Below are 25,540 nucleotides of genomic sequence, written 5' to 3'. Positions count from 1 at the left end.
ACACGCGTCTCAGGTATTGCAGTCAGTCTGCAATGTGAACCAGCTGTTTGCCGAAGTTCTGGCCTTTGAGCATGCCTTTAAAGGCATCAACGGCGTTGTCCAGCCCTTCGGCAACGGTTTCGCGGTATTTAAGTTCTCCGGAAGCAACCCTTGAGGCCAGGATGTCCGTGATTTCCTGATGCTGGTCCTGCCATTCGGTCACGAGGAAAAAACGATGCTCCGGCGCCGGATCAAGCGCCCCGAGCACGTGGAAGGGAGTTTCCACGCTGGCCATATCTTTTGCATTGTAGGCAGAGACAAAACCGCAGATGGGCACCCGGGCCCCCTCATTCAACAATGGGGCAACGGCGCGCGTAACGGCTCCACCCACGTTTTCAAAGTAGATGTCGATGCCGTCGGGGCAGGCCGCTTTGAGATCCGCTTCCAGGTTCCCCGCCTTGTAGTCAACGCAGGCGTCGAAGCCCAGCTCATTGACCACGAAATCGCACTTCTCAGGCCCACCGGCAACGCCAACCACCCGGCAACCCTCTGTTTTTGCGGTTTGGCCAACGACAGTGCCGACAGGGCCGGAGGCTGCCGAGACAACCACGGTTTCGCCGGCTTTCGGTTTGCCGACGTACATAAGGCCGCAATAACCGGTGCGCCCTGGCATGCCTGCAACGCCAAGGTAGGTTTGCAGGGGCACATTGTCCCGATGCTGAATTTTGTAGACCATCGGCGCGTCCGCCGGGAAGGTGACGTATTCCTGCCAGCCGGAGTAGCAGGTAACCAGGTCGCCGACTTTCAGGTCGTCCGAGCGGGACTCAACAACACGTGCAACACTCTCGCCGACGATTGGCTCATCGATGCCAATGGGGTCCATGTAACCCTTGGCATCGTTCATGCGTGGACGCATGTAGGGGTCCAGTGAAAGCCAGAGCACTTGAGCAACAACTTCTCCCTCGTTAGGGGAACGGACAGGACGCTCTTCCAAAACGAGATCGCCTTGTTGGATTTCGCCCTGTGGGCGTTGTTTGAGCACGACGGCTCGGTTCTTGTATTCGCTCACTTGTTCTCTCCGGTTGCATAATGAAACCAGATTAGGGTGCAGCAGAATGATAGGCGGGTCAACTGTTTAGCTGGTGCCTGCTTGTTTGCAACGTTTTGATCCAGTTGTAGCGAAACGCAACAAGTGCCATAATTTTAAGTGTGAATATATATCTTCCCTGGAGGTAACCATGACTACCGCCGTCCGTCTCGACGATTCACTCGTTCGTCACGCCGCCGCCGAGGGCGCGGTTAATCGGCGCTCGACACCCAAGCAGATTGAATATTGGGCCGAAATCGGGCGTGCTGTTGCCGGCGATGTGAGTGCCGAAGATCTGATTGCCATTGTGCAGGGTATACGCCAGGTTCGGGTCGAGCCGGTGGTGGCTGACTCTATCTCCAGCGATGAGCTCTGGGCCGAGGTGGATCAGTCCAGGGAAAGCGGTGACCTGGGCCGCTCTATCGGCCGGGGGCGAACGGTGTACCAGGCCTCTGGCGAGAAACCCGGCTACCTGGAAGCGATCTATCCGGACGGTAGCCGAGAACTCGGCCAGTTTCGCAACGGGCGTTTCGAGGCACTGAGTGACCGTGACAACGCAGCCTGAACTTTGGCTGTTAGTTGGCGGCAATGGTGCGGGGAAAACAACGTTCTATGAGCGGTTCCTCGCTCGTCGCAAAATCCCGCTGGTGAATGCCGATAACATCGCCAGAAGTGTCTGGCCGGATGCTCCTGAAAAGCACAGTTACGAAGCGGCGCTTGTTGCCGAAAGGGAGCGGTTCCGACTGCTTGAGGAGCGTCAGACTTTCTGTTTTGAAACGGTCTTTTCCCATCCTTCCAAGGTGGATTTTGTTGGGGCTGCAAAGGCGGCAGGGTTCCGGATTCGGCTGTTCTATTTTCACCTGGAGTTTGCAGAGCTCAACAAGGCGCGGGTTGCTTCGCGGGTCAAGTCCGGCGGCCATAGCGTCCCCGATGCCAAGATCCAGTCCCGGATTCCGCGAACTCTTGAGAATCTCCGTCAGTGCGTTGGTCTTGTCGACGAATTGCATCTTGTGGATAACTCCAGCCTCGATCACCCCTATGTGCGTGTTGCGGTTTGGGAAGAGGGGCGTTGGCGCTCTTTACAGGAAAGACTGCCCGACTGGGCAACAGACTTGATCGATGCCTGATTATTGATTACGGCCAGCTATCCGACACAACAAATATCCGATCGGTCTCCTGCCATATCCCGCTGCTGTCGTTTTTTTCGAGTTTAGCGAATAGCATGGGAATGTTGTGCCGCTCAATGGTGTTCAGCGCGGTTGTCATGGCATCCGCTGCGGGTGGCTCGCTCTGGCGCCACGGCCCGATCCAGTGGGGTTTGTTCAACACCACCCAGCCGTGGATGTCCGGCGACTCGATTTGTGAGAGGTAGCACCAGTGTCCGCGGAGGTGATTGGCAGGCACTGACTCGGGCGCTATTACCCGCGTCTCTCTCGGGTAAAACAGATAGCCCGGCATGAAGATGCGGGGCGTCACGGGTTCGTTGATTCCAGCTTCGGCGAGCAGTTCCCTGGCTTCGGGCAATCTGGTTCGCTGGCTTTGCAGGTTCAGCATGCGGTCTGCTTTCAGGTCCAGCCGATCTCTTGCGTTAGGGCCGTACCAGAGTGTTCTTCCGGCTTGCTCCGGAACCCCCAGATAATATTTGATCGCGATTTCATGGTGTTCGATGCGATCTTCCAAACGATTGTGCACCACGAAATCCAGCTCGCCGATGGTTCGACCGTTGGACTGGATTTGCCGGTTCTGCAGCAGAATGTCCCAGCCCAGAAGATCTTCAAGCAATACCCGGTAAAGCTGTTCAAAGTAAAATCCGAGCCGCTTTGGCGGCGTCTCGCTCAGCAGCGGAGGTGCCTTTTCCGGATTGCGATCCCACGCCCGGAGTTGCTCATCAACATTTTTGCTGAGGGAACGACTTGGCTCAAATGTCAGTGGGGACTGCAGCAACTGGGGCGCCTGGCATAGCCACGCAAGGTGCCTGACCGCCGGGGTGGTCAGCTCTGAAGTCGCGTAGTGGGCTGTTTTTGCATCCATATGGCCAGAATACCGTAAACTGTCCCCAAGGCACGATGATCCATACAGTTCTGAAGGAGGCTTCATGCAATATCTTCACACGATGATCCGGGTAAGCAACCTGGACGAGACCCTCCATTTCTTTTGCGACCTGCTGGGAATGGTCGAGATCAGTCGCAAAAGCAGCGACAAAGGTCGATTCACCCTGGTGTTTCTGGCTGCACCCGACGACGAGGCGCGGGCCCGTGAAGACAGGGCGCCGATGATCGAGCTCACCTACAACTGGGACCCTGAGGAATATACGGGCGGTCGGAATTTTGGCCATCTCGCCTACCGCGTCGATGACATTTATGCACTGTGTGAGCACCTCAAAGCCAATGGTGTAACGATTAATCGTCCGCCCCGTGATGGACATATGGCTTTTATCCGCACCCCGGATAATATTTCTATCGAGCTACTGCAGAAAGGCGATGCGCTGCCACCGAAAGAGCCCTGGGCCAGCATGGAAAACACCGGAACCTGGTAAGTGTTTGGGCGGGCCGCTGCGAAGCGTCGGAAGTGCTACAATGGCCGCCCGCAATATGGCGTTCGCATCAGGACGATGCGTTCAGAACATGGAGAAGTTTGATGGACGATTGGCAAGGATGCCTGGATCCCCAGTGCCAGACCGCATTATTACGAGCCCGGGAGAGCGTTGAACGCAGGGGCGGCTCGGTGATTACCGCTGAAGACTACCTGCTTGCTCTTCTGGACTCCGCACCTGCTATTGCCCGCTTTCTGCGCGGCTGCGGCGTGGATATGGATGAACTTACCCGCACCATTCAGTGCGAACAACCGATCGTGACGGAAGTTGGTGGGGAGGGGCAATTATCTTACCAACTGATGTATTGGTTTGCGGCGGCCCGGGAAGCCAGCGATGCGCCATGGCTTGGTTGGTCGCACCTGCTGGAGGCGCTCGTTCGGCACGCGGACCGGTTGCAGCAAAAAGCCTATGTGGCGGTTTTTGAGCTTGTTACTCGCTGGCCGGATCCTTCCGATGAGCGGGAACCGGCGCCGATGGATGAATTCCAGAGAGCACCTGTGGTAGTGGCCGATTCGGCATGGGTTGAGCTGGCTGAAGATGTCGCGATCAGTCTCTCGGCGTCTTCGTCCGCCATGATCTGGGTGCGTGGCGAACGTGGGTCGGGCAAGACCGCCTGGCTGCAATCGTTGCTCCCAGCACTGGAGCAGGATTACGTCGAGTTGGATCTCAGGCGTGAAGCGGAGATTATGGCCAGTGATCTTCCGGTCCTGCCCGAGCGCACTTTGGAAAGTGCTCCAGGAGAGAGCGGCTCACGCTGGCCGGTTCTTGTGCTGGACAATGTCTCGCCCGCAGACCTGGTTGCGCTGATGGATCTCCCTGATGGGCTGGCGTCAGCGCTCGTGCTCCAGTGGGCGGGCCCAATACTTTTGCTGGGTCCTGACGAGCCCACAGAAAGCCGTTCAGCTGTCTCACTTCAGCATCGCCTGGGCCGGAGCCTCGACATCTTTGACATGCCTGATACGAGCGTGGTTCAGCGTCAGGCCATTTTAACGGCACATCAGGCCGCCATCGAGAAGCAATGGAATATCCAGATTCCCCGCTCGGTGATCCGGTTTGTCGCCTCTCGCCAAAGCCGTTGCGTCAGCACGCCGGGGGGAATGCTTCAGTGGCTTGAGCGGGCGGCTGCAAGGCTAAATCTCTTTGCCCGCAGAGGTCCAGGCGATGCGGTCGCCCTTGCAGGACAGGCAGACACACTGAGGCGCCAGTCCCTGGTGGCGCTTGCACGCAAGGAGCCGCTTGAAGATATTGAAACGTCGTTGAGAGAGATACAGCTCCACCGGGTGGCAGCGGAAGTGGCCTGGCACGAACGACAAGCGGCCGGCACGTTGCGTCAGCTCTGTAATGAAGATTTGCGTCGGGAACTGGAGCGGCGGGTTGCAGCGGGACCCGGGCCGGTTCACTATGTGCTGCATTGTAATCAGCAGGATGGAGATTCAGCGGGTGCAGGATCTGGAAATATACATTCGTGATCTGGAGCCGGGGGCGGTTTCCGGGTGGCTTGAAAACCATGTGGACCAACTGGAACTGAATGACAGTGACGTAGCGAGCGTGATCAAGGGCTTCGCGCGCTATGAAGGTGACAGGGTTCGAATATCGCTTTATCCCGGCGCGTTCGGCAAGCGTTTTACCTCTCTGGTGATTGAGGGGCCGCGGGTACCCTGGAACAGTGATCTGGACTGCGCCCGAAGCGCATGGCGTGCCATGGATACCGAGATTCGCTGCAGTCCGGGAGACTGGAAAGAGGGCGAGCCGGTAGAGGATGAGAAATGGTGGCGTCTGGACCACCGGGGCGAGCAACAGGTCGTCTGGAACTGAAAGAGGCAGCCCTTGGGCTGCCTCTTTGTTTTCAGTGGGCGATTCAATCGCTCAGGATGGATACGTTGTCGGCCTGAAGGCCTTTGTCTGCCTCCACAACATTGAAGCGGACCAGTTGACCCTGTCGCAGGACCCGGCGCCCACGGCCACGAATCGCACGGAAGTGAACAAATACCTCGTCACCGCTGTCACGCACGATAAAGCCGAAGCCTTTCTTGACGTTGAACCACTTTACGGTGCCTTCTTCATCACCCTCAGGGCTGCTTTCGTCATAGCCATCATCATCATCGTCATTGTGGTTCTGGCTGGGGGCACGGTTGCTCGGCCGGGATGGGCTTTGCTGTTCGGCCGGTTTCTTGACTGAAAGCGCAATGGCCAGGAAGCCCGCAATGCCGAAAACGATCAGCGTAATAATGTAGGCGGCGATGCCACGAGTGCTACCGAGGGCCTCGATAAGCTGACCTGCAGCGATCAGGCGAAGAGGCTCTGGTGTAAAAGACAGCAACAGGGCAAGCACCAGCGGTGCGGGGATGGCGATCAGGAGAGAAAAAAGGATCGCTTTGGATGGATTACGCATTGACTGAAATTTCTCCATTCTTGTAACGCTAACGATAAAAACCGGATATCGGGTAAAATCGCACATCCGGCCGGTGAAAACCGACAGTACCCCGAAAAACGGGAGTGCTGGCGGGCAAAAGCGGCATGATACCAGATTATCCCGAGCGCTGACCAAGCAACGGAATAAGCAGTGTCATCGATCACATTCTAGAGAGAACTACCCAGGGGAGTACCAATACCCGATGAGCCAGAACGATCTGGAAACCCGACTGGACGAGCTGGAAACGCGGCTGGCCTTTCAGGACGACGTTATCAATACCCTGAGCGAACAGGTTGCCAAGCAGGAAATGGATATCCGTGAGTTGTGGGAGGCCAAGCGGCTGCTGCACAAACAGTTGAAAGATGTTTCACCGTCCAATATCAAGTCAGAGCAGGACGAAACACCTCCCCCTCATTATTGTAAGTGGCGCATTAAAAAGGGATCAGATGAAGGTTTCATCTGATCCCTTTTCGTTGGATTCCGGCTCCTGCTTTTATGCCAGCAGTTCGATCAGAATCTGTTCGTAGATTTCAGACAGGGTATTCAAATCTTCGGCCTTTACGCACTCATCCACTTTGTGAATGGTCGCATTGATGGGGCCAAGTTCGACCACCTGCGCGCCGGTAGGTGCAATGAAGCGACCATCCGAGGTGCCGCCGGAGGTTGAAAGTTCGGTTTCCCGGCCTGTCACCGTGCGAATGGCGCTCTGGCTGGCAGACACGAGTGCGCCCTTGTCCGTCAGGAACGGACGGCCACTGAGGTGCCACTGCAGATCGTATTTCAGGTTGTGGCGGTCCAGGATGGCTACCACCCGTTCCTCCAGACTTTCTGCAGTGTTTTCCGTGCAGTAGCGGAAGTTGAAGTGCACCAGGCATTCACCGGGAATAATGTTGCTGCCCGTACCGGCCTCCAGCTTGGTGATCTGGAAGGTGGTTGGCGGGAAAAAGTCGTTGCCGTTATCCCAGAATTCCTTTGCCAGCGCATCCAGGGCAGGCGCAACCAGGTGAACCGGGTTCTCGGCCAGGTGCGGATAGGCTACGTGGCCCTGAACCCCATGCACGGTCAGGTAACCATGCAGGGAGCCCCTTCGACCATTCTTGATCACATCACCCACTTCTCGGGTGCTGGACGGCTCGCCAATCAGGCACCAGTCGATCTTTTCGTTCCTGGCTTCGAGAGTTTCCACCACTTTGACCGTGCCGTGTTGGGCTGGCCCCTCTTCGTCACTGGTAATCAGCAGGGCTATGGAACCCCGATGGTCCGGGTAGCTTGCAACGAAGCGCTCGCAGGCGGTTACGAAGGCTGCCAGGCTGCCCTTCATGTCCGCGGCGCCACGGCCGAGAAGGTAACCATCCCTGATCACGGGATCAAAGGGTGGGTGCGACCAGTTCTTTTCCGGCCCGGTTGGTACCACATCGGTATGGCCGGCAAAGGCCAGCACCGGCCCCTCGGAGCCCTTTCGGGCCCAGAGGTTATCGGTATCGCCAAACCGCAGGTTCTCGCCGGTGAAGCCCAGAGGCGCAAGGCGCGACATCATCAGTTCCTGACAGCCGGCATCGTCTGGCGTGACAGACGGCCGGCGGATCAGATCAACGGCAAGTTCGAGGGTCGGGGAATCAGTTGTTTGCATGCAGCTCTTCATTCAGCTCGATGGCAGACTTGTTGGTTTTGCACTCCACCGCGCCAGTCTGGCTGTTACGGCGGAAAAGCAGGTCTGTCTGGTTGGCCAGATCGCGGGCCTTGATCACCTCAACCAGCTCATTGTTGTCGTCGAGCAGCGCAACCTTCGTGCCGGCGGTGATGTACAGCCCGGCTTCAACCTTGCAGCGGTCGCCCAGCGGGATGCCGATACCGGCGTTGGCGCCGATCAGGCAGTTCTCGCCAACGGCAATGATGATGTTGCCTCCACCGGAAAGGGTGCCCATGGTGGAGCAGCCACCGCCCAGATCAGACCCCTTGCCAACCATGACGCCGGCGGAAATACGGCCCTCGATCATGCTGGTGCCTTCGGTGCCGGCGTTGAAGTTGATAAACCCTTCGTGCATGACCGTGGTGCCTTCACCCACATAGGCGCCAAGGCGAACCCGGGCGGTATCGGCAATGCGGACACCTTTCGGTACCACGTAATCGGTCATCTGCGGGAATTTATCCACGGATTTGACTTCCAGTGTGCGGCCTTCCAGGCGAGCCTGAAGCTGGCGGTCGGACAGTTCGTTCAGATCGATCGCGCCTTCGCTGGTCCATGCCAGATTCGGCAGCAGGCCAAAAATGCCGTCCAGCTTCAATCCGTGGGGTTTGGCCATGCGATGAGAAATCAGGTGAAGCTTGAGGTAAACCTCCGGTGTGCTGGACGCGGTGTCATCTGTTTCGAGTACTGTGACAACCACCGGGCGCTTGCTGGCGGCCGCTTTGTCCGCCAGTGATGCCTGGCCTGTCTGGCCGATCTGACGCAAGGCGTTGGCGAGCTGGCTGAGCTGCTCGGCGGTCGCGCTGATCGCCTGGTTGCCACCCTTGTAATCAAGGGCGTTGGAGATGACGTCCATCAGGGTGTTATCGGGTGTCATGACCGGCTGCTGGTAAAACACTTCCAGCCACTCGCCCTGGTTGTTCTGGGTGCCGATACCGATACCGAATGCAAAGCTCATCTGATGGTTGCTCCTGTTATGAATGTGGGGCCAGGGCAATGCCTGAAGACCCCTGAAATTAAAGTTTGGATCTGGTTTGCCCGAGATTCAGGCCAGCCATGCGGACCATTCGTCTGCACTGAAACCTACGCGCACATCACCGCCGTTTTCGACAACGGGACGCTTAATAATGGATGGGTTCTCCAGCATGATCTCGTGAGCGCTTTGGGCGTCAATGGTATCACGAACGTCCTCCGGAAGTTTGCGCCAGGTGGTGCCACGGCGGTTCAGCAGGGTTTCCCATCCGACCGCGTCTTCCCAGCGGAACAGCAAATCACTCTGCAGGCCATCCTTCTTGAAGTCGTGGAATTCGTAGTCGATACCTTGTTCGTCCAGCCACTTCCGGGCCTTCTTTACGGTGTCGCAGTTTTTGATGCCGTACAGTTTCATGGCTTGTTCGCCTTAACAAATTCAACAATGCGTTCCGCTGCCTCTACGCACTCTTCCAGCGGGGCGACCAGGGCCATCCGGACACGGTTTTCTCCGGGGTTATGGCCATCCACGGTTCGGGAAAGATATCGTCCAGGCAACACGTGCACGTTCTGTTGCGCCGAGAGCTCCCGGGCAAACGTTTCATCGTCCATCGGAGTTATCGGCCACAGGTAAAACCCGGCATCCGGAAAATCAACATCCATAACTTCCCGGAGGATCGGGACCACTGCCTCAAATTTGGCTCGGTACGCTGCACGATTCTCCCGAACGTGGTCTTCGTCGCTCCAGGCGGCGATGCTCGCCAGCTGATTGTGGATCGGCATGGCGCAGCCGTGATAGGTGCGGTACTTCAGGTAGCCGTCAAGAATGCTGGCATCCCCGGCTACGAAACCCGATCGCAGGCCGGGCAGGTTGCTGCGTTTGGACAGGCTGTGGAATACCACGCAGCGGGCGTAGTCATCCCGGCCAATGGCGGCGCAGGTTTGCAGGAGACCTTCCGGCGGGTTGCCTTCCTCCGGATAGAGTTCGGAGTAGCATTCGTCGGAAGCAACGATAAAGTCGTGTTCGTCGGCCAGGGCTATCACCCTGGTCAGCGCCTCCCGGGAGATAACAGCACCACTGGGATTGCCCGGGGAGCACAGAAACAGTACCTGGCATTCTTGCCAGGTGGATTCGGGCACTGAATCAAAATCGGGAATGAAGCCATTTGAGCCATCGCAGGGGAGGTATACGGTCGTCGCGCCTGCAAGGAAGGCGGCTCCCTCGTAAACCTGATAAAACGGATTGGGGCTGACTACGGTGGCAGGCTTGGTGGCATCCACGACAGCCTGAACCAGGGAAAAGATGGCTTCACGTGTGCCGTTTACCGGCACGATGTTGTTCGCCGCGCTGAGGCTGCCGGCCTTCAGATTGAATCGGCGGGTTGCCCAGCCACTGATGGCCTCGCGGAGTTCATCCGTACCCCGGGTGGTGGGGTAATTGGCAAGCTTGTTCAGATTGTTCGCAATGACCTGTTTGACGAAATCGGGCGAAGGGTGCTTCGGCTCTCCAATCCCCAGGGAAATCGGCCGGAGATGATCGGGCACGCTGATGCCTGCCTTCAGTTTGGCAAGCTTTTCAAAAGGGTAGGGATGAAGTCTGTCCAGGTTCGGATTCATTGAATGTCGTCCAGCATTTTACAGAGATCTTGCTGCAGGGCCTGGCATACCGCCGGCTCCCGGATGGGCTCGCCGTGTTCGTCCGTCACGAAGAAAACGTCCTCCACGCGCTCGCCCAGGGTGGCAATCTTGGCGTTGCTCAGGCGTACCCGGTGCTCCAGCAGCACCTGGCCGATGCGGGCCAGAAGCCCCGGGCGGTCGGGCGTGATCACTTCCATTACGGTGCGCTGGTTGATGGTGTCATTCGAGAACGTCACTTCCGTCGGGAAAGCGAAATGCTTGAGCTGGCGTGGAGTGCGCCGGTGGATGATGTCCGGATAGTCATCCGGGTCGTCCAGTTCTTCGATCAGGCGCAAACGCACCCGCTCTTTTCTCGCAGGGTCGATGCCCAGAGGCTGTCCCTTCTCATCAAGTACCACATAGGAACTGATCGAGTAGGGCCCCTCGCTTGAGCTGATGCGCGCGTCCACGATGTTCAGGTTCAGCTGTTCTAGAACCGCCGTTGTCGCAGCGAACAGGGCAACCCGGTCTTTCATGTAGATAATGATCTGGGAGTAGCCGTCCGTAGGGCCGCCCCGCGTGTCTCGAATCAGCACCAGCGGGTCCGTATTGTCGCCGTGTCGAATGATGGCAGCAGTCTGCCAGGCGATGTCCACGGTCGAGTCCTGGAGGAAATAGTCTTCGTCCACGGTGTCCCAGATGGCGTCGATCTGTTCATCGGTCATGTTCTGGGCATGCAGGATTTCCCGGGCTTCCGACTGGGTAGCGCGAACCCATTCCTGTCGGTCGATGGGCGTTTCAGTGCCCCGACGCAAAGCCCGTTTGGCCTCGATATAGAGTTGGCGCAACAGCGAGGCCCGCCACGTGTTCCACAGCTTCGGATTGGTAGCGCTGATGTCGCACACGGTTAGAACGTACAGGTAATCCAGGTGCGCCTGGCTCGGCACTGCCCTGGCAAACCCGTGGATAATGTCCGGGTCGGAGATGTCTTTGCGCTGGGCTGTCATGGACATCAGCAGGTGGTTTTCCACCAGCCAGGAAATCAGCTGGGTGTCCCGTTCGCTCAGGTGGTGCCGCTGGCAGAAGGCTTCGGCATCGATGGCACCCAGTTCCGAGTGATCGCCACCCCGGCCTTTGGCCACATCATGGTAAATGCCCGCAATGTAAAGAGTTTCCAGTTTCGGCAGCCGGTGAATCAGGCGAGATGCCAGCGGATACTCGGTTCGGGCTTCCGAGCCGCCAAGCCTTACCATGTTGCGGATGACCCGCATGGTGTGGGCATCCACGGTGTAAATGTGGAAAAGGTCGTGCTGCATCTGGCCAATGATCTGGCCAAACTCCGGGAGATAGCGCCCGAGCACGTTGTACTTCTTCATGGCAGACAGCGTCTGATCCAGGGCATGGGGCGTTCTGAGTAACTCCATGAACAGGGTAGTCACCGCCAGATCAGATCGGAACGCATCATCGATCAAATGCCGGTGGGCCCGAAGCGACCGGATCGTCGTGGCCCGGATGCCCTTGATCTCAGGGTGCTGAGCCATCAGAACGAAGATTTCCATGATGGCATAGGGCGCGTAGGCGAAGACCTGGTTGTTGACCGCTTCAATATAGTAGTTACGAATCTGGAAACGCTTGTTGATGGGCTGGATGGCGTCTTCCGATGGGCTACCCAGAATCGCTTCGTCGTAATACTGCAGAATCACATCCGCCAGTTCGGCGAGGGCCAGGACGGTGCGATAGTAGGCCTGCATCATCAATTCGACGCCGAGCCGCTTACCTTCGTCTCTATAGCCGAGCATCTGTGCCAGGGCCCGCTGATGATCGAACAGCAGCCGGTTTTCATTCCGGTCAGCGAGCAGCTGCAGGCCGTATCGCAGTTGCCAGAGGAAGGTTTCACCCTGGAACAGAATCTGATGCTCTTCCTCGGTAAGAATGCTGAAGCGGGTCAGGTCAGCGATATTCTGCAGTCCGAAATGTCGCTTGGTAATCCAGCCGATCGTCTGTATGTCCCGCAAGGCGCCCGGGGAACCCTTCACGTTTGGTTCGAGGTTGTATTCGGTATCGCCGTATTTCTGATGCCGTTGCTGCTGCTCCTCACGCTTCGCAATAAAGTAGTCGCGGTCGGTGCTGACATCATCGGAATAGACTTGCTCGCTCAGATCTGACCGGAGTTCATCCGGGCCGGCAATCGTGCGCGTTTCCAGCAGGTTGGTCAGTATGGTGATGTCTTCGCGGGCGGCTGTCTTGCTTTCCTCGATGCTTCGAACACTGTGGCCGATATCCAGCCTGAGATCCCACAGCAGGGTAACAAACGCGCCCAGGTCTTCGTGCCAGCTGTCTTCGATGCCGGCACGGGTGAGAATGAGCAGGTCGATGTCCGAATGCGGGTGCAGTTCACCCCGTCCATAGCCGCCGACGGCGATCAGGGCAATGTCCGGTGAATCGGAAAACGGATAGCGGTTCCAGATCAATCTGAGAACTGTATCGACCGTGTCAGCCCGGGAGCGGACAAGGGCACGCACATCGGCGCCTTGTCGAAAGGCCTCGGCATCGGCGTCATACCTGCCTTTTAGCAGCTCCCGGGCCGCCGTAACCGGAGAGGGGTCATTACTGATGCGGGATTCCAGCTCGCTTTGGTCCACTTAGAAGGACTCTTCCTTTCGCTTGGTCAAGACCTCATGACCGTCCGCCGTCACAAGGATGGTGTGCTCCCATTGTGCAGAGAGTTTGTGGTCCTTGGTCACGACGGTCCAGCCATCCGGCAGAAGCTTGGTCTGGTATTTGCCCTGATTGATCATCGGCTCAATGGTAAACGTCATACCTTCCTGCAGCTCCAGACCGGTGCCGGGTTTGCCGTAATGCATTACCTGAGGCTCCTCGTGGAATACTGCGCCGATGCCATGGCCACAATAATCGCGAACCACGGAATAACGGTGTTTCTCAGCGTGCTGCTGAATCACATGCCCGATATCGCCCAGACGGGTTCCCGGCTTGACCAGCTCAATGCCTTTATAGAGGCACTCCTGTGTTATCTGGATCAGCCGCTCGGTGCCAGGTTTCGGCTTGCCGACAATCCACATCTTGCTGGTGTCGCCGTGGTAGCCATCCTTTATTACGGTGACATCGATATTAAGGATGTCTCCATCTTTGAGGATTTTCTTCTCAGACGGGATGCCATGGCAGATAACGTGGTTGACCGACGTGCAGATGGACTTCGGAAACCCCTTGTAGTTGAGTGGTGCCGGAATGCACTTTTGCTCGTTGACAATATAGTCGTGGCAAATCCGGTCGAGCTCTTCGGTGGAAACGCCGGGCTTGACGTGATCGCCGATCATCTCGAGCACTTCGGCCGCCAGGCGGCCAGCGACGCGCATCTTTTCAATTTCTTCCGGTGTCTTGATCGATACCTGCATTGGGTTTCCCGTTGTTTGTGCCAAACCGGCATTTTAAGGGGCCTGCTGCCCGGGTACAAGGAAGCTCGCCGTCAAAAATAATGGCGTTTGTCGGGCCGAATATGGTATAAACGCGCCCGCTGGAAACGAATCCAGCAAATTCACACACGTGTCGGCACGTTATCCCAGGGTGCCTGGTCCTGCTTTTAAAGGAGTCAGGTTGGGGTAATCGGATACGTGGAGGACTAACCCGAAGCTAAAAAGGTAACTATCATGGCTCAGGTAAATATGCGTGACCTGCTGAAGGCAGGTGCTCACTTCGGTCACCAGACCCGCTACTGGAACCCGAAAATGTCGAAGTTCATCTTCGGCGCCCGTAACAAGATTCATATCATCAACCTTGAGCAGACTGTTCCTGCCATGAACGACGCGCTGAAGTTTGTTCAGCAGCTGGCAGAGAACAAGAACAAGATCCTGTTCGTTGGTACCAAGCGTGCCGCGGCCAAGATCATCAAGGAAGAAGCCGAGCGTGCCGGTCAGCCGTTCGTTAACCACCGCTGGCTCGGTGGCATGCTGACCAACTACAAGACCATCCGTCAGTCTATCCGTCGCTACCGTGACCTGGAAACCCAGAGTCAGGACGGTACTTTTGACAAGCTGACCAAGAAAGAAGCACTGGATCGTACCCGTGAAATGGACCGCCTTGAGCGCTCCATTGGTGGTATCAAGGACATGGGCGGCCTGCCGGACGCGATGTTCGTGATTGACGTTGACCACGAGCGTATCGCCATCAAGGAAGCCAACAAGCTTGGTATTCCTGTTATCGGTGTTGTTGATACCAACAGTGATCCCGACGGTGTCGATTACGTGATCCCGGGCAACGATGACGCTATCCGTGCGATCCAGATTTACGTGAAAGCCGTTGCTGATACCTGCATGGAAGCAGCCCAGTCTGCTGGTGCCGGTGCTGACGAGTTTGTTGAAGTCAGCGAAGACGCTGAAGGCGCTGCTCCAGCCGCTGAGTAACGTTTTACCTTCACGGTTTAGATGTAAGGTGTGCCTGGTGTTTTCCGAGGCACACCGCCCCACCGAATTCGGAACAGTTGAGAGGATTGAACATGGCTGCAATTACCGCTGCAATGGTCAAAGAGCTGCGTGAGCGTACCGGCCTTGGCATGATGGAATGCAAGAAGGCACTTGTTGAAGCCGAAGGCAGCGTTGACGCTGCGATCGAAGAGCTGCGCAAGTCATCCGGTCTGAAAGCTGCCAAGAAAGCCGGCCGTACCGCCGCTGAAGGCGCTTCACTGATCAAGATCTCTGACGACAACACCGTTGCCTTTATTCTGGAAGTGAACTCCGAGACCGACTTTGTTGCTCGCGATGACAACTTCCTGAACTTTGCCAACGACGTGCTGAACGTTGCGTTTGAAAATGGCGAAACCGACGTAGCCAAGCTGATGGAAGGCGATCTGGAATCCAAGCGTGAAGCGCTGGTTCAGAAAATCGGCGAGAACATTACTGTTCGTCGTGTCGTCAAGGTTGAAGGCCCGGTTGTTGGTGGATACGTTCACAGCAACAACAAGATCGCTTCGGTTGTCGCCCTGACTGCCGGTGATCCTGAAGTTGCCCGTGACATCGCCATGCACGCAGCTGCCGTTAACCCGCGTGTCGGCAAGCCGGAAGATATGCCGGCTGAAGAACTCGAAAGAGAGAAGGATGTGATCAAGGCCCAGCCGGATATGGAAGGCAAGCCTGCCGAGATCGTCGAAAAGATGATGGGTGGCCGCATCAAGAAGTTCCTCAAGGAGAACAGCCTTGTTGAGCAGCCTTTCGTCAAGAACCCGGACCAGACCGTGGGCGAGCTGATCAAGTCCAACGGCGGCGAGCTGGTTGGCTTCGTTCGTCTGGAAGTGGGTGAAGGCATTGAGAAGGAAGAAGTGGACTTTGCTGCCGAGGTTGCTGCTGCAGCCGGCACAGGCAAGGCCTGATCCTTCGTTCGATGCAGCGGGCTTTGAGCCACTGTATCACCTGAGTCTGCCACGTTAGCCGGGAATTCCCGGCTCTCGTGGCGGGCTTGTATCTGAGATACCCCTTTTTATGAGGAGTATGTCAGATACAAGCCTGCAACGGGTACCACGCCGGATAGCAGCCAACAGACGACAAGGGGATCATCATGCCGACATCATCGAAAACCCAGCCCAGATACAAGCGTGTTCTGCTCAAACTCAGTGGCGAGGCCCTGATGGGAGAGCACGATTTCGGTATTGATCCCAAAGTTCTTGACCGCATGGCACTGGAAATCGGTGCGCTGATTGGCATCGGCGTGCAGGTTGGCCTGGTGATTGGCGGCGGCAACCTGTTCCGTGGCGCAGCCCTGAATGCGGCCGGCATGGATCGGGTTACCGGTGATCATATGGGCATGCTGGCCACCGTGATGAACGGTCTGGCCATGCGTGATGCCCTGGAACGTTCGAACATCCGGACCCGTGTGATGTCCGCGATCCCCATGAGCGGCATCGTGGAGCATTACGACCGCCGTCGCGCGGTACGGGATCTGAAGGATGGCGATGTCGTGATCTTCTGCGCCGGTACCGGTAACCCTTTCTTCACGACCGATTCCGCTGCATGTCTGCGTGGCATTGAGATCGAGGCCGACGCGGTGCTGAAGGCGACGAAAGTGGATGGCGTATACTCAGCGGATCCGCACCTCGACAGCAGTGCAGAGAAATACGACTACCTCACCTATGATGAGGTTCTGGACAAGAAACTGGGTGTGATGGATTTGACAGCCATCTGTCTCGCCCGTGACCACGGCATGCCGCTGCGGGTGTTCGATATGAACCGTGCCGGCGCCCTTACTCGCATCGTAACTGGCGAGAAAGAAGGTACACTGATCGAATGAATCGCTGTCCCGGCCCCACAGGATCGTGGCGCCAGATTACAGAATGACATGACGAACGAATTGAGGATGCTGAAGTGATCAACGACATCAAAGCAGAAGCCGAAAAGAAAATGAAAAAGAGCCTGGAGTCCCTTAACTCCGCGTTCAACAAGATCCGCACCGGCCGTGCCCACCCCTCTATCCTGGATAGTGTCATGGTGAACTACTACGGCCAGGAGACGCCGCTGAAGCAGGTGGCTAGCGTCAACGTCGAGGATAACCGCACGCTGACGGTCTCTCCCTGGGAGAAAAACCTGATGCCGACCATCGAGAAAGCTATCATGGCATCAGACCTTGGCCTGAACCCGGCGACCAGCGGCGATATCATCCGTATCCCGATGCCCATGCTGACAGAAGAAACCCGTAAGGAAATGGTTAAGCAGGCAAAAGCAGACGCCGAGCACGGTCGTGTTTCCATCCGTAATGCGCGTCGCGACGCGAACAGCATGATCAAGGATCTGCTCAAGGAAAAGGAAATCACCGAAGACGACGAGCGCAAGGGCGAGGACGATATCCAGAAGCTGACCGACCGCTACATTGCAGAAGTCGAGAAGATGCTCAAGGCCAAAGAAGAGGACCTGATGGCGGTTTAACCGTCCGGACCTACTTGCAAGCGAATTGAAAGGCCGAAGCACCGAGGCGCTCCGGCCGCACAGGGGATTTCATGACGGGAACTGTATCCGCAGAGATTCCGGTGTCGGCAGACAGTCGGCCCCGGCATGTGGCCATCATCATGGACGGGAACAATCGATGGGCCAAGGCCCGTCGGCTCAAGGGAGTGGCTGGGCACAAGGCCGGTGTCGATGCGGTCAGGGCAGTGGTGGAAACCTGTGCCCGTGAAGGCGTGGAAGTGCTCACGCTGTTTGCCTTTTCCAGCGAGAACTGGCGCCGGCCCAAGGACGAAGTGTCCGCGCTCATGAAGCTGTTCCTGTTCGCCCTTGAGCGCGAGGTTCGCAAACTTCACCGGAACGATATCCGCCTGCGCATTATCGGTGATCGGTCAGCGTTCAGCGCTTCACTGCGTGAACACATGGCGGCGGCTGAAGAGCTGACCCGCAATAACTCCCGGATGACCCTGGTAATTGCCGCCAACTATGGTGGTCACTGGGATATCACGCAGGCCACACGCAAGGTGGCCGAGCAGGTCCGTTCCGGGCAGTTGGCACCCTCTGACATCACCGATGACCTGATTCAGCAGCACCTCAGCATCGGTGACCTGCCAATGCCGGACCTGATGATTCGTACCGCAGGCGAGCAAAGAATCAGCAATTTCATGCTTTGGCACCTGGCTTACACAGAGCTTTACTTTTCACCGGTGTATTGGCCTGACTTCCAGCAGGAAGAGATGCTCAAGGCCCTGCAGGCCTATGCCGGCCGACAGCGTCGCTTTGGCCAGACGGATGATCAGATAGCGGCCAAGGCTGTACAACAATAACGAACGATAGCGACGTCAACCGTGTTAAAAACCCGAATTATCACCGCACTGATCCTCGCTCCTATCGCCATTGGCGGGATCTTTTTCCTCCCGCCCCTGGGTTTTGCGCTCTTTACCGGCGCCATCATTACCCTGGGCGCCTGGGAGTGGGCGAATATGTCCGGTATTGAGAGTCCTGCCGGTCGGGTTGGCTACGCACTGGCCACCGCTATCCTTCTTTACGGTCTGCTGAACGTTCCGTTTGTGGCAGTCCTCTGGTTATCGTTGCTCTGGTGGGGCGTGTGCTTTCTCCTGGTTCGCAGTTATCCCGCCGGCTCCGAAAAATGGGGCAGTCTCCCCGCAAGAGCCGTCATGGGGCTGTTCGTTCTGGTGCCGGCGTGGGTGGGCCTTAATCACCTGCGAACCGGCGGTTTCCAGTTTGGTGACAGTACCAACAACCTGCTGCTCATCCTCTACGTATTCTGTGTGGTGTGGGTTGCCGATATCGGTGCTTACTTCGCCGGTCGGGCGTTTGGTAAGGCAAAATTGGCGCCCCGTGTCAGTCCTGGCAAATCATGGGCGGGCGTTTGGGGCGGCCTGATGGCCGTCGGGGTTTTTGCCCTGGTTGTCAGCTGGCTGGCTTCGGCGGGGACGGTTCAGACCTCGCTGCTAATTGTTGCCAGCCTCGCCACGGGTCTTGTTTCAGTGTTGGGCGATCTGCTGGAAAGCATGCTCAAGAGGCACCGTGGCATCAAGGACAGTAGTCAGCTGTTACCCGGTCACGGTGGCATCATGGACCGGATCGACAGCCTGACGGCGGCCATTCCGGTATTTGCATTGATTATTACCCAACTTGGTTGGCTGACAACCGGGCACTGGTGACTATGGTAACCCGCTCTATCAGTGTTCTCGGGGCGACCGGCTCCATCGGTCTCAGTACCCTGGACGTTGTTCGGCGCCACCCTGACCGCTTCTCGGTCTATGCGCTCACGGCCAGTACCCGTGCGGAAGAGCTCGCGGTCCTCTGCCGTGAATTCCGTCCGAAAGTGGCGGTCATGGCTGACCCTGAAGCGGCCGATGTCCTCTCAAAATTGCTGGCAGACCTGCCTGAAACTCGCGTGCTTGGCGGGCTGGAAGGGTTGTGCGAGGTGGCCTCCACCCCCGGTGTTGATACTGTGATGGCGGCTATCGTCGGGGCAGCGGGTCTTTCGCCAACACTGTCGGCGGTGCGGGCGGGAAAGCGGGTGTTGCTTGCCAACAAAGAAGCGCTTGTGATGTCCGGCAAACTGTTTATGGATGCCGTGGCCGAAGCGGGGGCAGAATTGCTGCCGATCGACTCTGAGCACAACGCGATTTTCCAGTGCATGCCGGCCGACAAGGTCCGGGACCCTGCCGGTGCCGGCATCACTCGTATACTTCTGACAGCCTCCGGGGGCCCGTTCAGGGAACATTCTGCCGAGGATCTTCGATCGGTAACGCCCGCCCAGGCCTGTGCCCATCCGAATTGGTCCATGGGGCAGAAGATTTCCGTGGACTCGGCCACCCTGATGAACAAGGGCCTCGAGCTCATTGAAGCCTGCTGGCTGTTCAACACCACGCCCCAGAAAGTTGAGGTGCATGTCCACCCTGAGAGTATTATCCACTCGATGGTTGAATATGCCGATGGCTCCGTTCTGGCCCAGCTTGGCAGTCCCGATATGAGAACACCGATTGCCAACGGCCTGGCCTGGCCAGAGCGCATTGATGCCGGCGTTGCTCCTCTCGACCTGTTTGCGATCGGTCGCTTTCATTTCGAGCGTCCGGATCTGGGTCGTTTTCCGTGTCTGCGCCTCGCGGCGGAAGCGTTCGAGGCAGGTGGCACTGCGCCGGCGGTTCTCAATGCCGCCAATGAGGTGGCTGTTGCCGCTTTTCTCGAGGGCAGCCTGTGTTTTTCGGATATCCCCGTTATCATAGAGCGAACGCTGGTTGCGACTGTTGTTGAACCAGCAGACAGCTTTGACATTATCTTTGCAAAGGATAAAGAAGCACGGGCTCGTGCGCGGGAACAGATAGGTCTGTTAACTGTCTGATAGTCGCAGCGGAATGCTGCCCGGCTGAAGCCATTCAATCAGGAACGCTATGCAGATTATTGAAACCGTCCTAGCACTCGCACTTACCCTGGGTATCCTCGTGACCTTGCACGAATACGGTCATTTCTGGGTTGCCCGGCGTTGCGGCGTGAAAGTGCTCCGTTTCTCGGTGGGTTTCGGGAAACCGATGTTTTCATGGTACGACAGGCATGGAACCGAGTTTGCGGTTGCCGCCATTCCTTTGGGTGGCTACGTGAAAATGCTGGATGAGCGCGAAGGGCCGGTGCCAGAAGAACTGAGGGATCAGGCCTTTACCTCCAAACCGCCAGGGCAGCGCATTGCCATCGCCGCAGCCGGTCCCGTGGCCAACTTCATTTTCGCTATTTTCGCATACTGGCTGTTGAGCGTGGTCGGCGTTACCCATGTCGCGCCCATTGTTGGGCAGATTGCCGATGAGAGCGTGGCCGAGCGGGTCGGTTTGCAGGAAGGCATGGAGATCCACGCGGTGGACGGCCACCGGGTAAGCTCCTGGCGCGATGTGAATATGCGCATTCTGGAGCGAACCGGGGAGCATGGCCTGATTTCCATGGAGGTTTCGGAGGACGGCGCACGCGGGACTATCAGCGGCGAGCTTTCCGGTTGGGGCCTGAGTGATGACACCCCCAATCCTTTGGCCGAGTTCGGTATCACACCATGGCGCCCGTCGGTTCCCCCGGTACTGGGGCAGATTTCCGACGGTGGCCGCGCCCAGGCGGCAGGGCTTCAGCCCGGTGACCGCATAGTGGCCGTCAACGGGGAATCGATCAACAGCTGGTTCGAGCTGGTTGAATTTATCCGCAATGCCCCGGAGCAAACGCTGCAGGTAACCATCGAACGCAATGGTGCGGAACAAGCTGTCAGTGTAACGCCGGAGGCGAGGGCCGAAGAAAGCGGGGAGTCGATTGGTTTTGTCGGTGCCGGTGTGGAAGCCATTTCCTGGCCGGAAGAGGTTTTGCGGGATGTCAGCTACGGCCCGTTTGCTGCGGTTCCGGTTGCCCTCAGCGAAACCTGGGCAGATACCCGTCTGACACTGGTGGCCATCCAGAAGATGTTTACTGGCCTGCTGTCGCCCACCAATCTCAGTGGGCCCATCACCATTGCCCGGGTCGCTGAAGCCAGTGTCAGCTCCGGATTCGAAGACTTCGTGCGTTTTCTTGCCTATCTCAGCGTGAGTCTGGGCATTCTGAATCTTTTACCTGTGCCGGTTCTTGATGGTGGTCATATCGTCTACTACACCATCGAAGCCCTCCGTGGAAAGCCGCTTTCCGAGCAGGCTCAGGCGTTTGGATTACGAATTGGTATGGCAATGATCCTCACATTAATGGTGTTTGCTCTTTACAACGACCTGATGCGGTTGTGAGAATTGCGAGCTCCTTACGCGCATTAACCAGGCGAAATATTTGAATGAGACGTTCTCTTCTAGGTGTAGCCGTTGGCCTCGCTGTGGCTGTGTCCGGCCTGAAGCCAGCACTTGCTGATCAGTTCACGGTGGCGGATATTGAGGTGGAAGGCTTGCAGAGGGTATCTGCGGGTACCGTGTTTTCTGCGTTCCCTGTCAATATTGGTGAACAGGTGGACGAGACTGAGCTGGCTGGTGCGATCAAATCGCTGTTCCGGACCGGGCTTTTTACCGACATTGAGGCCAGCCGGGATGCCGGCGTACTCATCCTGACGGTGCGCGAACGTCCCTCCATCAGTGATATCGAGATTGAGGGTAACAAGAACATCGAAACCGAGATGTTGATGGACGCGCTGGCAGGTGCCGGGCTCCAGGAAGGGCAGGTGTTCCGGCGCGCAACCCTTGAGCGTCTTGAGCTTGAAATCCTGCGCTCCTACATTGCCCAGGGGCGCTACAACGCCCGGGTAAAGGCGACGGCCGAGGAGCTGCCCAGAAACCGCGTTGCGATTCGCCTGGATATCAACGAGGGGTCGGTCGCTGCGATCCACCATATCAACCTGATCGGCAACAAGGATTTCAGCGACGAGGAGTTGCAGGAACTGTTCGAACTGCAGTCCACGAGCTGGTGGAATTCCCTGACCAACTCGGACAAGTACGCCAGAGAGCGGCTAAGCGGCGATCTGGAATCGCTACGGTCATTCTATCTTGACCGTGGGTATCTCGATTTCAACGTGGAATCCAGTCAGGTCTCCATTTCCCCTGACAAACAAAAGGTCTTCATTGCGATTGCCCTGAATGAGGGCCCCCAATACACCATTTCGGAGATCAACCTTCGCGGGGATCTCATCGTGGGGGAAGAGGAATTGCGTGCGTTGATTCCGGTTGAGGAAGGCGACGTGTTCTCCCGCTCCCGTATGACGGCCATTTCCGAATCCCTGGCGTTCCGGCTCGGGCGTGAGGGCTATGCCTTTGCCAACGTCAACGCTGTTCCCGAGCCCGGTGAGAATAACACGGCTGCCGTGACCTTCTTTGTGGAACCTGGCAAGCGGGCCTATGTGCGCAGGATCAATTTTGACGGTAACGTGTCGACCCGTGATGATGTGCTTCGCCAGGAAATGACGCAGATGGAGGGGGGCGTGGCCTCTTCCGACCGCATCGAATTCTCCAAGACCAAGCTTGAACGTCTGGGTTTCTTCCAGACTGTGAACGTTGAAACCGTGCCTGTGCCAGGCACTGATGATCTGGTAGATGTGAACTACTCTGTCGAAGAACAGCCCACAGGCAGCCTGTCAGCGTCTGTCGGTTTCTCCCAGGATTCCGGGGTGATCCTCGGTGCCAATGTCTCCGAGAACAACTTCTTCGGCACGGGTAAACGGGTATCTTTCGGTGTGAACGTCAGTGATTCCATCAAGAGCGCGAACATTTCCTACCTGGACCCTTACTACACCGTTGACGGAGTGAGCAGGGGCTTCAGCGTATTCGCCCGGGAGACGGACTACGAAGAGGAAGATATCTCCTCGTTCCTTCTGGATGAGTACGGTGGCCGGGTGACATTCGGCTACCCCACCGACAGCATCACCCGCCTGAACTTTGGCGCCGGTATCACTCAGTCGAATTTGAAGGAAGGCCTGTTTACCTCCCAGGAGGTGAGTGAGTTTATTGACGAAGAGGGCGATTCGTTCACCAACTTCTTCCTGTTCGGAAGCTGGCGTCGCAGTACCCTGAACCGGGGTGTTCTGCCGACTGATGGTTACAGTCACTCGCTGTCATTGGATGTGGCGGTTCCAGGCAGTGACCTGACCTTCTACAAAGCCACTCATAAAACCGATTTCTACTACCCTGTGACTGATGACAATCGCTGGGTCTTCCGGGCGCGATCGGAGATCGGTTATGGGGATGGTTACGGCGATCGCAGCCAGATGCCGTTTTACGAGCATTTTTACACGGGCGGCTATGGTTCAGTTCGTGGTTATGAGGCGAACTCGCTTGGCCTGAGAGCAACGAATAACGTAAACGACCTCTCGGATCCTGATCCGTTCGGGGGCAACCTGCTGACTGAGGGTGGCCTGGAGCTGATTTTCCCGACACCATTTGCCGGTGATACCCGCTCCATGAGAACCGCGTTCTTCCTGGATGCCGGCCAGGTCTTCGACACGGCACGGGGTTTTGACCCGGAGCTGAACGAGATCCGGATGGCGGCGGGTGTTGGTTTCCAATGGATTACCGCAGTTGGTCCGCTGGCATTCAGTCTTGCCTATCCCCTGAACGACAAAGCTGGCGACGACACCCAGGTGTTCCAGTTCTCGCTGGGCCAGACCTTCTAAAGCATGGATAATAACAACCTACGGATGAAAACCAGGAGAAAACCAATGTCCCGATTTGTGTTGATGTTCGCTGCCGTGATGCTGGCGTTTTCATTCCCGGCGATGGCCGAAACCCGCATCGGTGTGGTCGACCTGCGCCAGGCACTGTTTTCGTCTGACGATGCCAAGACCTTCAGCGAGTCGCTTCAGAAAGACTTTGCAGGCGATGAAGCCCGGGTTCGCGAAGCGCAGGAAGAAGCTCGCAAGCTTCAGGAGCGCCTGGAAAAAGATGGTGCCATGATGAACGAGAGCGAGCGTAACCAGCTGGCCGGCGAGTTCCAGGAAAAAGTAAAAGAGTTCAACTTTTTGAAGCAGCGACTGGATTCTACAGTGAATCAGCGCAAGCAGGCGTTTCTCGAGCAGGCCCGCCCCGAGGTAGACGCAGCGGTCAAGGAGCTGCTTGAGGAGAACAACCTCGATCTGATCCTGCCGAGCGAAGCGGTTGTCTATGTAAAGCCGGAAATGAATCTGACCTCTCAGCTTCTTGAAAAACTGAACCGTTAACTTGTGATGGGCACCCCGGTGCCCTGATCGTTGCTTGGGAGCTCGCAATGACAGAAAGGTCCTATCGCCTTGGGGATATTGCCAATGCCCTTGGTGCGGAGCTACGGGGTGATCCTGATGTGAAGGTATCGGGCCTTGCGACCTTGCAGGCTGCTGGGCCCGACCAGATCAGTTTCCTTGCCAATCCGTCCTACGGTAAATACCTGGCAGATACGCGCGCCTCGGCTGTTATTGTCTCGCCGGCGTCGGCCAAAGATGCTCCGACCAACGTCCTGTTACTGGACAACCCTTATCTCGGATATGCTCAACTGAGCCACTGGTTTGATCCTGCCCCTGTTGCTACCCCCGGTGTTCACGCAACTGCAGTGGTGGATCCCTCTGCGTCTATTGCGGAGGACGCCTGCATTGGCCCCAACGTGGTAGTTGAAGCGGAAGCGGAGATCGGCGAGAAAGTCGTTGTTGGAGCAGGCTCCGTTATTGGCGCCCGCGCCAGCATCGGATCCCGCACGCTGATTCGACCGAGGGTAACGCTGGCCCACGATGTGGTCGTTGGTGAGCGTTGTCACATCCTCAGCGGCGCTGTGATTGGCTCCGACGGTTTTGGCTTCGCCAATGAGAAGGGCGTATGGCATCGTATCGCGCAACTCGGTCGGGTTGTGCTCGGAAATGATGTAGAAGTGGGTGCAAACACCACCATTGATCGCGGTGCACTGGACGACACGGTGATTGGCAACGGTGTAAAGCTCGATAACCTGATCCAGATTGCCCATAACGTTCGCATCGGAGATCACAGCGCCATGGCGGCCATGGTTGGTATTGCCGGAAGTACTCGTATTGGTCGGCATTGCGTGTTTGGTGGCGCCTCGGGCGTGGCCGGCCATCTCGAGATTGCGGATCAGGTCCATCTGACAGGTATGACTCTGGTGACCGGGGATATCCGTGAGCCCGGAGTCTATTCATCTGGCACCAGCGCCGATACCAACCGTCAGTGGCGCAAGAATGCTGTGCGCTTCCGGCAACTGGATGCGCTGGCGCGACGGGTCAAAGAACTGGAAAAGAAATTAGAGGGCTGAG

General features: G+C 57.2%; 26 protein-coding genes. 17 read left to right on the top strand and 9 right to left on the bottom strand.

The features are described from left to right. Positions 1–22 precede the first annotated feature (22 nt). Complete coding sequence (locus EDB94_RS18225) at positions 23–1,048, bottom strand: NADP-dependent oxidoreductase (protein WP_108019179.1); 1,026 nt, start codon at positions 1,046–1,048, stop codon at positions 23–25. 169 nt (positions 1,049–1,217) lie between these two features. Between EDB94_RS18225 and EDB94_RS18220 the strand changes: the two genes are divergently transcribed. Together EDB94_RS18220 and EDB94_RS18215 are read left to right on the top strand one after the other, a co-directional pair. Further along, the gene (locus tag EDB94_RS18220; RefSeq protein WP_108019180.1) at positions 1,218–1,631 is read left to right on the top strand and encodes a TA system antitoxin ParD family protein; all 414 of its coding nucleotides are present in this window, start codon (positions 1,218–1,220) and stop codon (positions 1,629–1,631) included. Further along, positions 1,609–2,193 (top strand): AAA family ATPase, encoded by a 585-nt coding sequence (locus tag EDB94_RS18215; protein WP_108019181.1) that lies wholly within the window; start codon positions 1,609–1,611, stop codon positions 2,191–2,193. The genes EDB94_RS18220 and EDB94_RS18215 overlap by 23 nt, the downstream gene beginning before the upstream one ends. Before the next feature lie 7 nt (positions 2,194–2,200). Here EDB94_RS18215 and EDB94_RS18210 read toward each other — a convergent pair whose 3' ends face one another. Beyond that, positions 2,201–3,097, bottom strand: a complete 897-nt coding sequence (locus tag EDB94_RS18210; RefSeq protein WP_108019182.1) for a DUF1853 family protein — start codon at positions 3,095–3,097, stop codon at positions 2,201–2,203. Between the two features lie 64 nt (positions 3,098–3,161). Between EDB94_RS18210 and EDB94_RS18205 the strand changes: the two genes are divergently transcribed. The 3 genes from EDB94_RS18205 to EDB94_RS18195 all read left to right on the top strand — a co-directional run bounded on the left by EDB94_RS18205 (position 3,162) and on the right by EDB94_RS18195 (position 5,474). Beyond that, positions 3,162–3,602: a VOC family protein gene (locus EDB94_RS18205; RefSeq protein ID WP_041645131.1), complete on the top strand. Its 441-nt coding sequence runs from the start codon at positions 3,162–3,164 to the stop codon at positions 3,600–3,602. Positions 3,603–3,703: 101 nt separating this feature from the next. After that, on the top strand, positions 3,704–5,128 hold the full coding sequence (locus EDB94_RS18200; protein ID WP_108019183.1) for a hypothetical protein: 1,425 nt from the start codon (positions 3,704–3,706) through the stop codon (positions 5,126–5,128). Beyond that, entirely contained in the window at positions 5,100–5,474 is a 375-nt protein-coding gene (locus EDB94_RS18195; protein WP_014576622.1) for a hypothetical protein, read from the top strand. The genes EDB94_RS18200 and EDB94_RS18195 overlap by 29 nt, the downstream gene beginning before the upstream one ends. Positions 5,475–5,517: 43 nt before the next feature. On the opposite strand, the gene EDB94_RS20985 is transcribed toward EDB94_RS18195, so the two are convergent. Further along, positions 5,518–6,051 (bottom strand): cold-shock protein, encoded by a 534-nt coding sequence (locus EDB94_RS20985; protein WP_008170398.1) that lies wholly within the window; start codon positions 6,049–6,051, stop codon positions 5,518–5,520. Between the two features lie 223 nt (positions 6,052–6,274). Between EDB94_RS20985 and EDB94_RS18185 the strand changes: the two genes are divergently transcribed. Further along, positions 6,275–6,535, top strand: a complete 261-nt coding sequence (locus EDB94_RS18185) for a SlyX family protein (protein ID WP_108019184.1) — start codon at positions 6,275–6,277, stop codon at positions 6,533–6,535. A 30-nt stretch (positions 6,536–6,565) separates the two neighbouring features. On the opposite strand, the gene dapE is transcribed toward EDB94_RS18185, so the two are convergent. The 6 genes from dapE to map form a co-directional block, all read right to left on the bottom strand. After that, the gene (dapE, locus tag EDB94_RS18180) at positions 6,566–7,702 is read right to left on the bottom strand and encodes a succinyl-diaminopimelate desuccinylase (protein ID WP_062785166.1); all 1,137 of its coding nucleotides are present in this window, start codon (positions 7,700–7,702) and stop codon (positions 6,566–6,568) included. After that, positions 7,689–8,717 carry a 2,3,4,5-tetrahydropyridine-2,6-dicarboxylate N-succinyltransferase gene (dapD, locus tag EDB94_RS18175; protein WP_008170392.1) on the bottom strand — a complete coding sequence of 343 codons (1,029 nt, stop codon included), beginning with the start codon at positions 8,715–8,717 and terminating at the stop codon, positions 7,689–7,691. Before dapD ends, dapE begins: the two co-directional genes overlap by 14 nt. An 87-nt stretch (positions 8,718–8,804) precedes the next feature. Then, positions 8,805–9,146 (bottom strand): ArsC family reductase, encoded by a 342-nt coding sequence (locus tag EDB94_RS18170; RefSeq protein WP_062785164.1) that lies wholly within the window; start codon positions 9,144–9,146, stop codon positions 8,805–8,807. Beyond that, positions 9,143–10,345 (bottom strand): succinyldiaminopimelate transaminase, encoded by a 1,203-nt coding sequence (dapC, locus tag EDB94_RS18165; protein WP_108019185.1) that lies wholly within the window; start codon positions 10,343–10,345, stop codon positions 9,143–9,145. Before dapC ends, EDB94_RS18170 begins: the two co-directional genes overlap by 4 nt. Beyond that, positions 10,342–12,987, bottom strand: coding sequence for a [protein-PII] uridylyltransferase (locus EDB94_RS18160; protein ID WP_108019186.1), 2,646 nt, complete (start codon positions 12,985–12,987; stop codon positions 10,342–10,344). The genes dapC and EDB94_RS18160 overlap by 4 nt, the downstream gene beginning before the upstream one ends. Further along, positions 12,988–13,758, bottom strand: a complete 771-nt coding sequence (gene map / locus EDB94_RS18155; protein ID WP_008170385.1) for a type I methionyl aminopeptidase — start codon at positions 13,756–13,758, stop codon at positions 12,988–12,990. It abuts the gene before it with no gap. 252 nt (positions 13,759–14,010) lie between these two features. On the opposite strand from map, the gene rpsB reads away from it, so the two are divergent. The 11 genes from rpsB to lpxD all read left to right on the top strand — a co-directional run bounded on the left by rpsB (position 14,011) and on the right by lpxD (position 25,539). Further along, a complete protein-coding gene (gene rpsB, locus EDB94_RS18150; protein WP_008170383.1) occupies positions 14,011–14,763 on the top strand; it encodes a 30S ribosomal protein S2 in 753 nt (250 codons plus the stop codon). Positions 14,764–14,855: 92 nt separating this feature from the next. Further along, the gene (gene tsf, locus EDB94_RS18145; RefSeq protein WP_008170381.1) at positions 14,856–15,725 is read left to right on the top strand and encodes a translation elongation factor Ts; all 870 of its coding nucleotides are present in this window, start codon (positions 14,856–14,858) and stop codon (positions 15,723–15,725) included. A 185-nt stretch (positions 15,726–15,910) separates the two neighbouring features. Then, entirely contained in the window at positions 15,911–16,639 is a 729-nt protein-coding gene (gene pyrH, locus EDB94_RS18140; RefSeq protein ID WP_008170379.1) for a UMP kinase, read from the top strand. 74 nt (positions 16,640–16,713) lie between these two features. Continuing rightward, positions 16,714–17,271, top strand: a complete 558-nt coding sequence (frr, locus tag EDB94_RS18135; RefSeq protein WP_008170376.1) for a ribosome recycling factor — start codon at positions 16,714–16,716, stop codon at positions 17,269–17,271. A gap of 71 nt (positions 17,272–17,342) precedes the next feature. Further along, positions 17,343–18,113, top strand: coding sequence for a polyprenyl diphosphate synthase (gene uppS, locus EDB94_RS18130; RefSeq protein WP_053114835.1), 771 nt, complete (start codon positions 17,343–17,345; stop codon positions 18,111–18,113). Positions 18,114–18,134: 21 nt separating this feature from the next. Further along, positions 18,135–18,974, top strand: a complete 840-nt coding sequence (locus EDB94_RS18125; RefSeq protein ID WP_053114836.1) for a phosphatidate cytidylyltransferase — start codon at positions 18,135–18,137, stop codon at positions 18,972–18,974. Between the two features lie 2 nt (positions 18,975–18,976). Further along, on the top strand, positions 18,977–20,161 hold the full coding sequence (ispC, locus tag EDB94_RS18120; protein WP_108019187.1) for a 1-deoxy-D-xylulose-5-phosphate reductoisomerase: 1,185 nt from the start codon (positions 18,977–18,979) through the stop codon (positions 20,159–20,161). A gap of 49 nt (positions 20,162–20,210) precedes the next feature. Then, positions 20,211–21,560, top strand: coding sequence for an RIP metalloprotease RseP (rseP, locus tag EDB94_RS18115; protein ID WP_062785152.1), 1,350 nt, complete (start codon positions 20,211–20,213; stop codon positions 21,558–21,560). A gap of 44 nt (positions 21,561–21,604) precedes the next feature. Beyond that, positions 21,605–23,923, top strand: coding sequence for an outer membrane protein assembly factor BamA (bamA, locus tag EDB94_RS18110; RefSeq protein ID WP_041645133.1), 2,319 nt, complete (start codon positions 21,605–21,607; stop codon positions 23,921–23,923). 45 nt (positions 23,924–23,968) lie between these two features. Then, on the top strand, positions 23,969–24,466 hold the full coding sequence (locus tag EDB94_RS18105) for an OmpH family outer membrane protein (protein WP_041645134.1): 498 nt from the start codon (positions 23,969–23,971) through the stop codon (positions 24,464–24,466). 47 nt (positions 24,467–24,513) lie between these two features. Beyond that, positions 24,514–25,539, top strand: coding sequence for a UDP-3-O-(3-hydroxymyristoyl)glucosamine N-acyltransferase (gene lpxD / locus EDB94_RS18100; protein ID WP_014576637.1), 1,026 nt, complete (start codon positions 24,514–24,516; stop codon positions 25,537–25,539). The last annotated feature ends 1 nt before the right edge of the window (position 25,540 follow it).

The organism is Marinobacter sp. 3-2, assembly GCF_003751355.1.
Lineage (GTDB): Bacteria > Pseudomonadota > Gammaproteobacteria > Pseudomonadales > Oleiphilaceae > Marinobacter > Marinobacter adhaerens.
Note: the sequence above shows the minus strand (reverse complement) of the source record. Positions and strands in the feature narration are given on the sequence as shown.